At 68.6% G+C, this 13,953-nt stretch carries 11 protein-coding genes; 9 read left to right on the top strand and 2 right to left on the bottom strand.

Annotated elements, in window-relative coordinates; genetic code table 11:
* The first annotated feature begins 51 nt into the window (after positions 1-51).
* Genes HUA75_RS36640 through HUA75_RS36655 form a run of 4 tightly spaced genes read left to right on the top strand, consistent with a single transcriptional unit; the run spans position 52 to position 4,059 of the window.
* Positions 52-537 (top strand): RNA polymerase sigma factor, encoded by a 486-nt coding sequence (locus HUA75_RS36640; RefSeq protein ID WP_174465285.1) that lies wholly within the window; start codon positions 52-54, stop codon positions 535-537.
* On the top strand, positions 534-1,238 hold the full coding sequence (locus HUA75_RS36645; protein ID WP_174489045.1) for a DUF4384 domain-containing protein: 705 nt from the start codon (positions 534-536) through the stop codon (positions 1,236-1,238). The genes HUA75_RS36640 and HUA75_RS36645 overlap by 4 nt, the downstream gene beginning before the upstream one ends.
* Positions 1,235-2,779, top strand: coding sequence for a caspase family protein (locus tag HUA75_RS36650; RefSeq protein WP_174489046.1), 1,545 nt, complete (start codon positions 1,235-1,237; stop codon positions 2,777-2,779). The genes HUA75_RS36645 and HUA75_RS36650 overlap by 4 nt, the downstream gene beginning before the upstream one ends.
* Positions 2,779-4,059 carry a hypothetical protein gene (locus HUA75_RS36655; protein WP_174489047.1) on the top strand — a complete coding sequence of 427 codons (1,281 nt, stop codon included), beginning with the start codon at positions 2,779-2,781 and terminating at the stop codon, positions 4,057-4,059. Before HUA75_RS36650 ends, HUA75_RS36655 begins: the two co-directional genes overlap by 1 nt.
* A 31-nt stretch (positions 4,060-4,090) precedes the next feature.
* On the opposite strand, the gene HUA75_RS36660 is transcribed toward HUA75_RS36655, so the two are convergent.
* Together HUA75_RS36660 and HUA75_RS36665 are read right to left on the bottom strand one after the other, a co-directional pair.
* Complete coding sequence (locus tag HUA75_RS36660; protein WP_217446442.1) at positions 4,091-5,776, bottom strand: DUF4082 domain-containing protein; 1,686 nt, start codon at positions 5,774-5,776, stop codon at positions 4,091-4,093.
* Between the two features lie 165 nt (positions 5,777-5,941).
* Positions 5,942-7,114: a serine hydrolase gene (locus HUA75_RS36665; RefSeq protein ID WP_174489049.1), complete on the bottom strand. Its 1,173-nt coding sequence runs from the start codon at positions 7,112-7,114 to the stop codon at positions 5,942-5,944.
* A gap of 380 nt (positions 7,115-7,494) precedes the next feature.
* Between HUA75_RS36665 and HUA75_RS36670 the strand changes: the two genes are divergently transcribed.
* From HUA75_RS36670 to HUA75_RS36690, 5 genes are all read left to right on the top strand, one after another.
* Complete coding sequence (locus HUA75_RS36670) at positions 7,495-9,900, top strand: tandem-95 repeat protein (RefSeq protein WP_174489050.1); 2,406 nt, start codon at positions 7,495-7,497, stop codon at positions 9,898-9,900.
* A gap of 231 nt (positions 9,901-10,131) precedes the next feature.
* The gene (locus HUA75_RS36675) at positions 10,132-11,091 is read left to right on the top strand and encodes a hypothetical protein (RefSeq protein ID WP_141642099.1); all 960 of its coding nucleotides are present in this window, start codon (positions 10,132-10,134) and stop codon (positions 11,089-11,091) included.
* Positions 11,092-11,197: 106 nt separating this feature from the next.
* Positions 11,198-11,557, top strand: coding sequence for a YciI family protein (locus tag HUA75_RS36680; RefSeq protein ID WP_174489051.1), 360 nt, complete (start codon positions 11,198-11,200; stop codon positions 11,555-11,557).
* Between the two features lie 141 nt (positions 11,558-11,698).
* Positions 11,699-12,181, top strand: coding sequence for a GNAT family N-acetyltransferase (locus HUA75_RS36685; protein WP_174489052.1), 483 nt, complete (start codon positions 11,699-11,701; stop codon positions 12,179-12,181).
* A 638-nt stretch (positions 12,182-12,819) separates the two neighbouring features.
* Positions 12,820-13,926 carry an acyltransferase gene (locus HUA75_RS36690; RefSeq protein WP_174489116.1) on the top strand — a complete coding sequence of 369 codons (1,107 nt, stop codon included), beginning with the start codon at positions 12,820-12,822 and terminating at the stop codon, positions 13,924-13,926.
* The last annotated feature ends 27 nt before the right edge of the window (positions 13,927-13,953 follow it).

A 13,953-nucleotide genomic window follows, 5' to 3' on the forward strand; every position in this document is an offset into this window, starting at 1 on the left:
TACGCTCGGTGTCGCAGCGGTAGATGTCCTCCCCCTCATCGGATTTCCCTGATGCGCGACGGTGATGCCCTCAGTGAGGTCTGCCGCAGACTGGGACCGGCCATCTACCGCCGGTGTCTGAAGATCCTGCGCAATCCAGACGAGGCCGCGGACGCCTGTCAGAAGGTCTACATGCAGTTGGTGCGTCATCGCTCCCGGCTTCCTCCGGAACCCGAACAACTGCGCTGGGTCTACGTCGTCGCGACGCGGGTGTGTTTCGCCCAACTGCGCGACGATGCCTGGGAGACGGCGAGCGGGGCGGAGCTGAACCACGACGCGCCCGCGCCCACGGACAGCTTCGCGGAGGTGGCCGACCGGCAGATGGCGCTCAAGGCGCTCTCCTGCGCCACGGAGCACGAGCGCATGGTCGCGTGGCTCGTGCTCGTCGATGGCCACTCCCAGGAGGAGGCCGCCGAGCTTCTCAGCCTCTCGCGCAAGACGGTCGGCAAGCGCATCCAGCTCTTCCTGGCGAACGCCCGCCGAGGGGTCTTCGAATGAACGCGGCACGGACGGCGCAGTGCCCGAGCGACCTCGCGCTCGAAGAGCACCTGCTCCACGCGAATCCCGCCACTGCCCGGCACATCGCCGGGTGTGCCCATTGCCAGACCTGGGAGTGGTCCGCCGCGGAGGCCTCGCGCGCCTTTGCCCGCGAGAATCCTCGCTGGATGGCGAAGACCCAGGCCAGGTCCCGGCCTCTGCCGCGATGGGCACCGCTGCTGCCGGCGGCCGCCCTCGCCGCGGCCGCCCTGTTCTTCCTCCGCTCCCCTCCCCCGGAGGCCCCGCTCTATGCGACCAAGGGCGAGGAGCTCACCGTCTACATCGGAGGGCAGGGAGCGCCGCGAGCCGCGACCCAGGGCGAGCGGGTGCGACCGGGAGAGGCGCTCCGCTTCCAGGTGGCCCCGGGCTCGGCGGCCTTTGTCTGGATTGCCTCCGTCGACTCGACGGGCTCCGTCTCCCGCCTCGTGCCCGCGGAAGGGACGACACCACTCGCGGTGGACGGGACACAACTGCTTCCGGGCAGCGCGGTGCTCGATGCGACTGAAGGACCGGAGCGGATCTGGGCGGTGATGTCGCGGGAGCCCCTGAGCTGGGCCGTCGTGGAGCAGGCCCTCCAAGGGAGCCCGGTGCGAGACTCCACGGCGGTTCAAATCCCCGGCGCTCGGACCGCCACGGTGTTGCTCGAGCGCGGCGCGCCATGAGCCGGCTTGCGTTGCTCCTCGTGTTCTTCTTCGCGGCCTCCGCGGAGGCCCAGTTGCCCGAACGGCGCTTCGCTCTCGCGGTCGGCGGCAACGTGGGCGCACCGGGCCACGCGCGGCTCCGCTTCGCGGAGGCGGATGCCTCGCGCTTCGCGGACACGCTGAAGGAGCTCGGGGGCTTTCACGGCGAGGACGTGCGCGTGCTTCATCAGCCCACTCGCGCGCGGCTGCTCGCGGAGGTGCGAGCGCTCGAACAGCGCATCGCCGAAGCGGCCCGCCACTCCTCGCGGCGAACCCTGCTGCTCCTCTACTGGTCCGGGCATGCCACGGAGCAAGGCCTGGAGCTGGGAAGCGAGAGCCTCTCCTTCGCCGAGCTGAGGAAGCTGCTCGGGGCCTCGCGTGCGCACGTGCGACTGGCTTTCGTGGATGCGTGCAGGTCCGGAGGGCTCATCACCCCGAAGGGGGCGAAGGCCCTTCCCGGCGGCTTCGCGCTCGACGTCACGAGCGACGAGTCCCCGGATGGGACCGCGATTCTCGCGTCCTCGGGTCCAGGGGAGAACGCGCTCGAGAGCGCGGAGCTGCGCGGGAGCTTCTTCACCCACCACCTGACAGCCGGGCTCCGAGGCGCCGCGGACGCCGATGGAGACAGTCGCATCACGCTCCAGGAAGCCTATCGCTATGCCTATGCGAAGACCGTCTCCCACACGGCCGAGGTCTCCGGAGTCGCCCAGCGTCCGACGTATGCCCTGGACCTGAAGGGAAAGGGCGAGCTCGTGCTCACCGAGCTGCGCCACGCGGACGCGCGTCTCGTCTTCGCTCCGGGGACGGAGCCCGACAGGCGCTGGCTCGTCGTGCGCGACGAGGGGCTCGGCGAGGTGCTGGAGCTCCGAGAGGACCCGGTGAAGCCACGGCAGCTCGCGCTGCGTGCCGGAAGCTACCGGCTGATTCGCACGACCGCGGACGATGTCCGGACCGGCGCCTTCGCACTCATGCGCGGGGAGGAGCGGACGGCCACGACCGTCACGCTGACGCAGCGGCCTTTCGCCGAGCGCGGAGAGAAGGGAGGCGAGGCCGTCGGACGGGAGCTGGAGTTGTTCGCCGCGGTCGGTCTCAACACGCCGCCACTTCGGGGCATGGGACTTGCGCCCGCGCTGGTGCTGGGAGGGGACGTCGCGATGGGGACATCCCAGACGCTGCGGCTCCGCGCGAGATATCAGGACGGCCGGGGCCAGGATGCCGGGCTGCCCTACGCGCTCCGGAGCCTGGGAGGGGATGTCGCGTGGCTCTGGAGGCTTCCTATCCGGGGGCTCGAAGCCGGTGGCCGGCTGGGTGCGGATGCGGTCCGGCAGTCGGTGGCGAGCACGTCGGAAGGGACGGCGTTCCGCGGACGCGTGGGGGCGGTGCTCTCCCATGCGCTGCCCCTCGGGGGCCGGGTCTCCTGGTTCTCGGAGGTGGAGGCACAGCTCGCCTCGTTCAGGCTGAATGACCGCGTGGTCCTTCGACCCGCGGTCGAAGCCGTCACCGGCCTGGGCTTCCGACTCTGATGCGTGGCGTCCTCCTCGTCGCGGCCCTGGGCATCATCGCGTGCGCGTGTGGCGAAGGCCTCTTCGATGCACGCGGGCGGCCCGACGTGCGTGTCATCGGGCGCGAAGGCGGCACCGTCACCTCCCGCGATGGTCGCCTCCGGGTGACCCTTCCGCCGGGAGCACTCAAGAGCGAGGAGACCGTCTCACTCCGGGAGCTGGGGGTGCGGAACTGGTCGGTGGGGGTGGCTTATGCCCTGGAGCCTTCCATGCGGACGCTCGCCGTCCCCGCGCGGGTGGAGATGCGCGCCGAGTCGGCCCCGGGCCACCGTGGCCCCGCCTCCCTTGTCCGGATGACCCGGGATGGCCTCCCAGCCCCGATGGCCGGTTCCTGGAGCGAAGGGACGCGGAGCTTCGGCCAGCTCTCCGCGCTCGAGGACCTCGCGCTCGCGCAGCCCTTGTGCTCCGAACCCATCGAATGCGCGGATGGCTTCCGGTGCGAGGACGGCGCGTGCAAGTCCTGTCCCGCCAACGTCTCCTGCCGGGCCAACCCGGACCTTCCCGGCCCGCGGAACACCGGAGTCCCCCCGGGCACGACGCTGGTCCGGCATGAGGGAGACGTCGTGCTGGACACACCGGGGGCCGTGCTCGAGGACCGGGACATCCACGGTCGACTCATCATCCGCGCGAACGACGTCACCGTGCGCCGGTGTGTCGTGCACGCGCCGGTGCCCCGCGAGATTGACGGCATCATCAACGTCTCAGGGGCGACGGGCGTCCTGCTGGAGGACATCGAGGTCTTCGCCGAGGAGTCCTCGACGCTCCAGTGGGGCGTGGTGGGCGGAGGCTTCACCGCGCGCCGGCTCGACGTACACGGGGTGGTGGTGGGGATGGGCCTGCGGTCCGGCGCTCGGGTGGAGTCCTCGTGGATCCACGCATTGGACCCGGTGGGCGCCCAGTACGGCATCAGCGTCTTCGAAGGGCGCGACATCGGCATCTATGACAGCAACGTGCATGGCCCCGGGGAAGACATCGGCGCGGCGGTCTTCGTGAACCAGCAAGTGGGGCCCACGCGAGACGTGAGGGTGGAACGCAACCGGCTCGACCGCGGCAGTTGCATCGTGAACCTGGGACATGCGGGCGGCACAAGCCTTCAAGGCATGGTGGTGCGCAACAACGTCTTCGGCGCCCGGACGGTCTACGACTGCGCCGTGCTCGTGAGCACCCAGACGCAGCTGTCCGCCGAGGGCAACGTCTGGGAGGCCACGGGCGTGGAGGTCCCCATCGAGCGACACGATTGAGACCTCCGGGATGCCGCCCTGAGGCGGCTCGCTAGTTCGACGGAGGAAGGACCGTTCCGTCCTCCCAGGTGTTGTTGGACCAGACGTTCCCCGGCTCCGAGGTGTCGAAGCTGGTGATGGCCCCGTACCAGCCGCAGCGCCCGCTCTGACCGCGACCGAAGACATTGCCGATGAAGCGGATGTTGTTCGTCGCGCCCGAGTACGGCTTGCCCTGGGACGACCCGCCGTAGGCGCAGAAGCCGCCCGTCGTGCCGGGGAAGAAGTTGTTCTCCACCAGGTTGTTCTCCACCGGAGCGAAGTCGCCATAGCCGGTGAGCGCCGCCGAACAGCCCGCGTCGGGCGGCACGTCCGGCGCGTCGCAGACGATGGTGTTGTGCCGGAGCGTGACATTCCGGCCCATCCGGATGCCGGACTCGTGCGCGGTCCCCGTCTCGTCCGTCATCTGGCCATGGACGTAGGAGTCGCGAATCTCGCAGTCGTGCCAGCAGTGGATGGAGCGATTGCCACCCTGCACGTGCACGCGAACGGCGGTGAAGTTCACGGCGCCTACTCCCGTGACGATGCGGTCACCCGCGTCGACGTGGGAGTCGGTGAGCGTGAAGGAGAAGCCGGTGGAGTTCTCGTCGGTGGAGACACTCCCGTTGATCTTCGAGTTGCGGATGATGACGCCCGCCGCGCGGATGGTGAGGTCGCAATTCACCGTCTTGGAGTCGATGAGCGTGTTGGCCACGGAGATGGAGCACGGTCCGGTGTAGGGCGTGAGCTGCGTTCCCGCCGGCACGCCTGTATTGCTCGCATTCGGAAAGCCGCCGGCCGGAGGGCTGGAGCCGGTCGTCGCCGTGACGGCGTTCGAGTCGGCGCTGAGATTGCCCGCGGCATCACGCGCCTTCACCAGGTAGCTGTAGACCGTGGCCGCCGTGAGTCCCGTGTCCGAGTAGGTGCGGCTCGCCGTGGAGGCGATCTTCACGCCATCGCGGAAGACGTCGTAGGCCGCGACGCCGACATTGTCCGTGGAGGCATTCCAGCCCAGGTTGATGGCGCTCGCGGACGCCGCGGACGCGACGAGTCCCGAGGGGGCGGTCGGCGCCTGGGTATCCGGCGAGGGCTCGCTGCTGTCCGGAAGGAAGACCACATCCACGGCGTAGTCGGTGTTCTGGTAGCCCTGCGTCGGAAAGCCGCCGCCATAGCGATAGACGCCGTTGACCCCGTCCACGCCCGATGCGAGTCCCCGGATGGGGCCGCGTGACTTCTCCGTGTTGAAGCCGCCCACGGTGGCGCCGTACCGTCCGGCCGCCGCGTAGTACGACACGACATAGGTGGTCCCCGCGATGACGGTGATGGGGGAAGCGAAGCGCACCGTCTGCCAACCCGTCGTCGTCTCGCTCGTGGAGGTCGCCTCCGCGAGCTTCGCGCCCGCCCGGTTCCACAGACTCACGCGGTGCGGACCGGCATTCTGGGCCCCGCCCTTGAAGAAGCGCACGCCACGGACGGTGCCCGGAACGGACACGCGGAACTTCATCCCCAGCTCCACCGCGCCGGTATCGCTGTCCATCGCGATGGTGGGGCGCGCCGAGTCGAGGAAGAGCGAAACCTCGCCCGCCTCGAGGGATTGGTGCTCACCGGCGAGCGACCCCTGGCGCGGGGAATCGTCCACGGTGCCGGCGGAACAGGCGGACAACACGATGAAAAGGACCGCTGCAAGACTCCGAACTCTCATGGGCACTGCCTCCGAAGGATTTCTTTTCGGGCGGCTAATGCGCGAGCCGCGATTCATGGGAACCCGAAGCGCACGAAAAAGCCCTGGCACCTTTCTGTCGGTGAAAGTCCCTGAAGCTGCCCCGCGAAAAACGAGGCAGCTCCAGGCACCTGGTAGAACGCGACGCTATTTCTTGCAGGTCGTCGCCGCATCGACCTTGGCCACGTCGGCGCCCCACAGGCAGACGATGCGGTCCAAAGCCACGCCGCTGCGGGAGTTGCTGAAGAAGACGATGCCGTCGCCGGATTGCGGACGCATCGAGAAGAAGGCGCGGAAGCCGGCCTGGTTGCGTCCGTCGTGACCGACGGCGGTGCTGCCGTCACCGAGGCGTTCGATGAAGTGGCCCAGGCCGTAGGCCGGCGCATCGGGCGCGCGCGGCGTGCTCAGTTCCGCGGGGGTGTACAGCTGGACCAGTTGCGCCTGGCTCAGAGGGTGCGCGCCGGCGGTGTTCGTCATGCCGGCAATCATCCAGCGGGCGAAGTCGCGGACGGTGGTGGTCAGCGTCGACGGCGCCTGCTCGACGTAGTAGCGCATCGGCACCGGCGCACCATCGTCGCCGTGCCCCTGCGCCGCGCCGGCCAACACCTCCGGCGTCATGGCGACGCTGCTGTGTTTCATGCCCAGCGGCCTGAACACCAGCTCACGCGCCAGGTCTGAATACTTGCGCTTCGTGGTCCGCTCGATGGCCAGTTGCATCAGGGTGTAGCCGCCGCCGGAGTACTGGAGCTTCGCACCGACCGGTGCGAACAACTCCACCGCGCCGCGTCCATTCGTCTTGCCGGCCAGCGACTCATCCAGGCTCGGCAGCTCCTTGAAATCGAGCCACCCCTGATACCCACCCAAGGTCGTGCCCGCGGTGTGCGACAGCAGGCGACGGATTGTGATGAGTCGATGGTCGAACTGGCTCTGCGCCAGCGGCCACGGCGACAGCATATCGGCCACGGGTTTATCCAACGGCACGCTCCCCTGCTCGGCCAGACGCATCGCCACCCAGCTGGCGACCGGCTTCGCCAGGGAGGCGGCGCTGAACACCGTGTCGGGGGTCACCGGCACCTTGCCCGCGTGGTCCGCGAAGCCGAAGCCCTTGGCGTAGACCAGCTTGCCTCCGACAATCAGCCCCACCGCCGCGCCTGGGATACGGGCTTCTTTCATGAGGGCCGGCACTTCGCGCTCGATGACCTGGGCGAACGTCGGCGCCGCGACGGCGGGCACGGTGGGGGGGCCTGGCCTGGCCTGGAGGCCCTGGGCCTGGGCGAGGGACAGCGGAAGGATGAGGGACAGCAGGAGCACGGCACGCATGAGCGTTCCTCCGCAAGGGGGTACGGAGAAGAGGATGCGGTAGCCGGCGCGGCGCGTGGGGTGCCCGTCGCCCAACGTCTCACAGCGTCGCCGGAGTGCGCGTGGGGCGGCGCCGCGCGACGTCGTTCCTGGGGCTCACCGGCGCTGTTGCGGTGCGCTACCCTTCCCTGTCACGGCCCCGTCGATTCGCGGAGGCAGGCGGTTCCATGTCATGGACTTTCTGTCCATGGTCCTCGAGGGCAGGTCGGCTGGTGGTCTGAGGACGCCGGCCATCAAGGTGTTGCGCGCTGAGCCGTTGCGGGCAAGGAGAGGTGTCGTTCATTCCATGGGGGGGACGGTCCATTCCGGGCTCCATCCTGCTCTTTGGGGGAAGACACTCGATGCGAAGCCGTCCTGGCATGCCGTGGTCGTGGGGGCTGGGCCTTGCGCTGGCCTTGTCGCTGGGGGCGTGTGGTGTGGAGCCGTTGGAGGAGAAGGTTCGTCTTCCGGAGGATGGGGCGCTGACGCGTGAGCGTCTGAACGCCTTGTTGACGTGGGACCCGTATGCGGACGCCGTGGCGTCGGGCACCACGGCGACGGTGCTCAACGCGAGCGCGGCGCTGGGCGCTCCGGACGGGCAGGCGGCGACACTGCTGGGCTTGCTCAACTCAGCGCTGGTGCTGGACCTGGGCCAGGGAGAGGAAGGCAACGGCGACCTGCGCGTCTACTACCAGGGCCTGTCATTGGCGCTGGTGGCCCAGGTGGACTTCCTGAAGGCGGATGGGACGTTCATTGGCTCCAGTTCGTTGCACCTGGTGGAACTGGGCCTGGGGACGCATGTCGCGGTGGCGACGTACCCGGGGAATCAGCCCTATCGCTACGTGCGACTGAGGGGCGCGGTGCTCGCGCTCTACCTGGTGGACGCGGTGGAGACGTCGCTGCGGCCCATCTGTGGTGATGGGGTGATTGGTGGGGTCGAAATCTGTGACGACGGCAATCAGCTCTCTGGAGACGGCTGCAGCAGCGTCTGCAAAGTGGAGCCGGGCTACACCTGCACGGGACAGCCGAGCGTCTGCGACAACAACTCAGCGCCCACGGTCGAGGACGTCCACGCAACCACCCCCGAGGACACCTCGGTGAACATCACCATCCCCGCGGCGGACCCGGATGGCGACGCGCTTGTTTTCTCCTACACCTCGCCGAGCAACGGCACGCTCACAGGCACGGGCGCAACGGTGACGTACACCCCGAACGCGAACTTCGCCGGAGAGGACACCTTCCAGGTCACGGTCTCCGACGGCGAGAAGCAGGCAACGGCCACGGTGACGGTGACGGTGACTCCGGTCAATGACGCACCCGTGGCGGCCTCCGCCTCGGTGACGGTGAACTACAACACGTCGACGCCCATCACGTTGGCGGCCACGGACGTGGACGGGGACGCGCTTACGTACACGGTGACGGCTCCTCCCGCTCACGGAACCCTGTCCGGGACGGGCGCCCAGTTGCTCTACTCGCCAGCCGTGGACTTCCATGGGGAGGACTCGTTCACCTTCACGGCCAGCGACGGCGCACAGACCTCCAATACCGCCACGGTCAGCATCACTGTCAGGCCGCCGCCTGTCTGTGGCGACGGCAACACCGATTCAGGTGAGGTGTGTGACGACGGCAACCGCGTCGCGGGGGATGGCTGCCGGGCGGACTGCCAGGGCGTGGAGGTGTGCGGCGACGGCCTGGTCGACAGCGCCACGGGAGAGCAGTGCGATGATGGCGGCACGACCCCGGGGGATGGCTGCGACGCCACGTGCCAACTGGATGCCTTCTCGAATGTGCCCCCCACGCTCATCAGCGGGACGCTGAACTGCACCACGGCCAACTCGAACACAGGGCGCAAGGCGGCGGTGGATGCACTGGGGCGCTTCTACGTCGTCATGCGGTGTGGTGGCGAGGTCCATGTCAGCGTGAGCGTGGACCGTGGCGTCACCTGGGTGGGGCCCACTTCCCTGGGAATCACCAACGCGGCGGAGGTCGCGATTGAAGGCGGCCCCACGGGAGTCGCGTACGTCGCGGCGACGGCGAGCCCGGGCGTGGTGCTGTTCACCCGGACCGTCGACGCGGGAGCGAGCTGGGAGGCGCCGCGGTCCCTCAGTGCGGCCGCCAACGCCACCATCAGTCTGGATTCCAGGGGCGACGCCCTCTACATCTCCGTCTCGCGAGGCAGCGTAGGGGTGCGCGTCCTCCGGAACTTCGCACGAGGCGCGAACGACTTCAGCGCGACAGACGTGGACCAGGCCAATGCCTACTTCGACGTCCTCGTGGACAAGATCAGCGGAGATGTCTTCTCGGTGAGTGACTCCCCCGCCTTCCGCATCAGCCGCAGCAGCGACCAGGGGACCAGCTTCGGCCCGCTGAGCTCCCCGCCGGGGCAGGCTTTTTTCTCGGACTGGACGGGCTCCAACGGCTTCATCTACGCCACGGGCACCAACGGGGACAACAACGTGGACGTCATCCCCATGTCCGCGCCGGGGACAAGCACCCAGGTGCCGGGCCTCCCCACGGACGTCACTTCCGCTCCTCGTAGGACGATTGACTCGGACGCGCTCGGCAACGCGTACATCGCCACCCAGCGGGGGACGGGCGACATCCAGTTGGACCGGATGCTCGTGGGAGCCACCCTGATTCTGGCCACGGATGCCAGGACGGTGGGACCGGGCGCCGTGCCAGCGGTCGCGGCGCTCCCGTCGAATGGCGGCGCCCTGGTGGCCTATACGAACGGCACCAGTGTCTACGCCTCGGTAGTGGTCTACTGAATCTGAAGCCACCGAGTCACTGATGCGCGCCTCCCGGGTACCTCGGGAGGCGCGCATCCAGTTCACCGTGATTGGGGCCACGCCTTCGAGCGGCGTTCCGGAGGGACGAAACCGCGTCCCATGAGGACGCAATCGCTCCACCACGCCGCGCATCACCGGGCGAACACAGCCTTACGCCATGTTGGACTGTGCATTGCACTGCATTCCTGCCCACTCCGGAGGAACAGCCGCGTGCATGAACTCAACAAGAGGTTCAAGGCAGACCCGCTCGGTTTCATGAATCGGCTCATCATGGTCACGCTGCCGGCCCAGCCCTGCCCGACCTGCCATTGCGTGATGGACCTGGGTCAGGGGGGCTGGGCGGTCGACAACGTCTATGCCCGCCCGGAGCCGATGGTGCTCACGTTTGACTTCGTCGCGGGAGCCTTTGGCGGCAACATTCCCGCGGGACAGACCTTTGGCCAGGCACTGGGAGCAGCGGCACCGGCAGGACTGGCCTTCACCAACGCGGCTGCCAATTACGCGGCGCTGCAGGTGATGAAGGTCGGGCTCGCCCGCGTCGCGAATCCCGTGGGGCGGTGGACCCGCCAATACACCGCATACTGGCTACCCTGGGCGACGCAGGGCGCGAACGAACTGCATCTGAATGACCCGCACGTCCGGTTCTTCTTCACCGCCATGTTCAGCGGCTGCACGTTCTGCGTCGCCACGCCCGCGGGCGGCGCGGGGCCAGCCAACGTCTGGGTGACACACATTGCCTGGGATCCTGGGGTCAACGCACCCGCGGCCTGGGGCGGGGCAGCGCTCGCTGGCGGCGTCAACGTTGATGCCCGGAGGCTCAGCGCGGAGCGCGCCTTCTACACGGCCCGAATGGGCGCGGGCACGAATGTACGGTCGGTGGCCCTGCGCCCCGATGCGCTGCCCGGTTTCGCCGGCGTGCCGCCGGTGGCCGCCGTCCCCATCACGGCGCTCGGCGGGCCACTCCCCGCGATGCATGGCCGGTACTGCTACGGCGACAACCCCGCGCTCGTCCCCAACCCGGGCATCGCCTTCATCGCGGGATGGAGGGACGACAATGACCACTGGCACTTCGCGGTTCAAAAGCACCCCGGGGGCTTCACCGCGCTAGGAGCACCGATGCAGCGCGCCGTACACACCATCGTGCCGCAGGGCGTGCAACAGTTCTTATGAAGCGCGTCAAGGCGCGTGAGCACGGCATCCGGGCACGCGCAGGAAACGCTTCTGCTCGAAGGGCGGATGGGGGACGCTCCGAAGCCACCCACGAACGGAGCGTGTGATGGCGTACATGTTGTTGATTCTGGAAGAGAGCACCCGCAAGAGGAGCCGGACACCCGAGGAGGGAGGGCGCGAGATGGAGCGGATGGTGGGCTTCGTCGAGGACCTCAAGGCCCGAGGGATATGGAAGGCGAGCGACTCGCTCCGCTCCGTTTCGGAAGGGGTGCGGGTCGAGGTCCGAGGCGGTCAGCACACCCTCCGCGATGGCCCGTTCGCCGAGTCCAAGGAGATTGTCGGAGGCTACGTCCTCTTCGACTGCCCTACCCGTGCGGAGGCGCTCGAGATCGCCAGCAAGTGTCCCGCGGCCGAGTGGTCGACGGTCGAGCTGCGTGAAGTCGGCGTCTGCTACGAGGAAGACTGACTGCTGTCACGCCCCATCGCAGGGGGACCGCCGAGCTCCGGGTCCACGTCATCCAAGGGAGGCGCCGGGCTCGGGGTCACGTCTCCAGCCGGGGCTCCGCGCCCGCGTGGCCTGTCTGCTTGGGTCAAGTAAGCTTCCGCCATGCGCCTCAGGAGAGCCGAAACCGCCGATGCCACGGCCATCGCAGCCATCATCATCCCCACCATCCGCGAAGGCACGACGTACGCGCTCGACGCGAACATGAGCGAAGCGGACGCGCTGGCATACTGGATGGGTCCGGACAAGGAAACGTTCGTCGCGGAGGAGGACGGTGTCATTCTCGGCACCTACTTCATCCGCCCAAACCAGGCAGGCGGCGGACGACACGTCTGCAATTGTGGCTACATGACGAGCGCAGCCGCGACGGGCCGAGGCATCGCGCGTCGCATGTGCGCGCACTCGATGGAGTACGCACGCTCGCGTGGCTACCGCGCCATGCAGTTCAACTTCGTCGTCAGCACGAACGAACGTGCCGTGAAGCTCTGGCAGGCACTCGGGTTCGAAATCGTCGGGCGTCTCCCCCTCGCGTTCCAGCACCCCACCGCGGGCGAGGTCGATGCGTTCGTGATGCACCAGCCGCTCTGACACCCGCTCGACAAGGCCGCGCCTACCCAGACTCCGGTCACCATCCAACCGGACACCGCGACGCGGTTGGGATTGCAGCGGATTGTCAGAAAGGGAGCCAGTGGCCAAACCGGAGACTGGGTGCGGCTTCCTGACTTCCAGACCGAAGCCTGGATACCGGGCCCCCACTGGACCCAGGACCAGCTCCCCGTGGCCGCGGAGGTACAGGACCGGTCAACGTACGAGGATGGGATACTGGGCCAGGCCTGGTTCGCGGGGCGCGTCTGGACCTTTGATTATCCCGACAAGAAGCTGTGGCTGCGTGCTTCGGGAGATCTCCCGGCGGTGGAGCCTCGGCACCGGGTCCTGCTGGGATTCTCCTCGGATTCAAGCTGTCTTCGAACGCGCTTCCGAATAGGGCGGAGCATCCGTGACGGATGGCGACGAGGGCCCTGCCCGGGGGCCCTGCCTTGGCCTTCGTCGGAAACACGGCGTCCCGGCGCTCCCCGCTTTCCTCAAGACGCGGCGTGACGAAAAACATCGGGGCGCGGAAATGGATGCCGCACGTCGGGCGATGTCCCCTAGCATCCAGCGCCTCCCCCCGCTGAGAGCCGACTCCGCTGAACGCCACCGAACCGCGCCACCTCGCCGGCCTGGACCTGCTCCGGTGCCTGGCCATCCTCATCGTCGTCCTCTTCCACTACCCGCGCCCCGACGGCCACGAGACCTACCAGGTGCTCGCCAACTTCGGATGGACGGGCGTGGAGCTGTTCTTCGTGCTGAGCGGCTTCCTCATCGGCTCGCAGCTCCTGGAGCCGGTGTCCCGGGGCGAGACACCGTCCCTGAAGCGCTTCTACCTGCGGCGCTCGCTGCGCATCCTGCCGCCCTATCTCATCGTCGTGGCCCTGTACCTCTTCATTCCCGCGTGGAGTGAACGCCCCGTGGAGACGCCCGCGTGGCGCTTCCTCACCTTCACGCAGAACTTCGGACTGCGCCTGAACGGCTTCTCCCACGCGTGGTCCCTGTGCGTGGAGGAACACTTCTACCTGGTGCTGCCCCTCACCGTGCTCGCGCTGCGCGGACGCGTCCGGGCGCCGCACCTCCTCGTGGGCGCGGTGGGGTTGTTGGTGGCCGGAATGCTCTTGCGCGGCGGCCTGTGGCAACGCCACTTCTCGATGCTCGGGCCGGGTGAGGCCGGCTGGCGCGGTTACGACACGCTCCTGTACTACCCGACGTATGCGCGGCTCGACGGGCTGGCGTGCGGCGTGTTGCTCGCGGCGCTGCGCGTCTTCCGACCCGCGGCCTGGGAGCGCTGGACACGAGGGGCCCGCGCGGCAGGCCTGGCGTTGGTGGGGCTGGCGTGCCTGGGCGTCGTGCTCTGGCTGAACGAGGAACACTTCCGGTACCTCGCCCACACGATGCTCGCGTTCCCCCTGACCTCGGTGGGCTACGCGGCGCTGCTCGTGGCCCTGGCGGGCCCCACCGCCTCGCGTGTGTGCGCCCGCATCCCCGGCGCGAGGACCTTCGCGGTGCTGAGCTTCACCGTCTACCTCACCCACAAGGCCGTGCAGCACGCAGTCCGTGTCGCGCTGGAGCCCCATGGCATGGACGCCTTCCACCCCGTCACGCTGCTGGGAGGCGCCGTGGCGGTGCTGCTCGCGTCGCTCGCGCTGCACCACGGCGTGGAACGGCCCGCGCTCAAGTGGCGTTCGCGGCTGGAGACACGGCTCGTCGGTGAGCCTTCGCCTCAACCCGCCGCCCGCTAGCCCAACAGCCTGGCAAGAGGGCGCCCA

Source organism: Myxococcus sp. CA040A, from assembly GCF_013336725.1.
Taxonomy (GTDB): Bacteria; Myxococcota; Myxococcia; order Myxococcales; family Myxococcaceae; genus Myxococcus; species Myxococcus llanfairpwllgwyngyllgogerychwyrndrobwllllantysiliogogogochensis.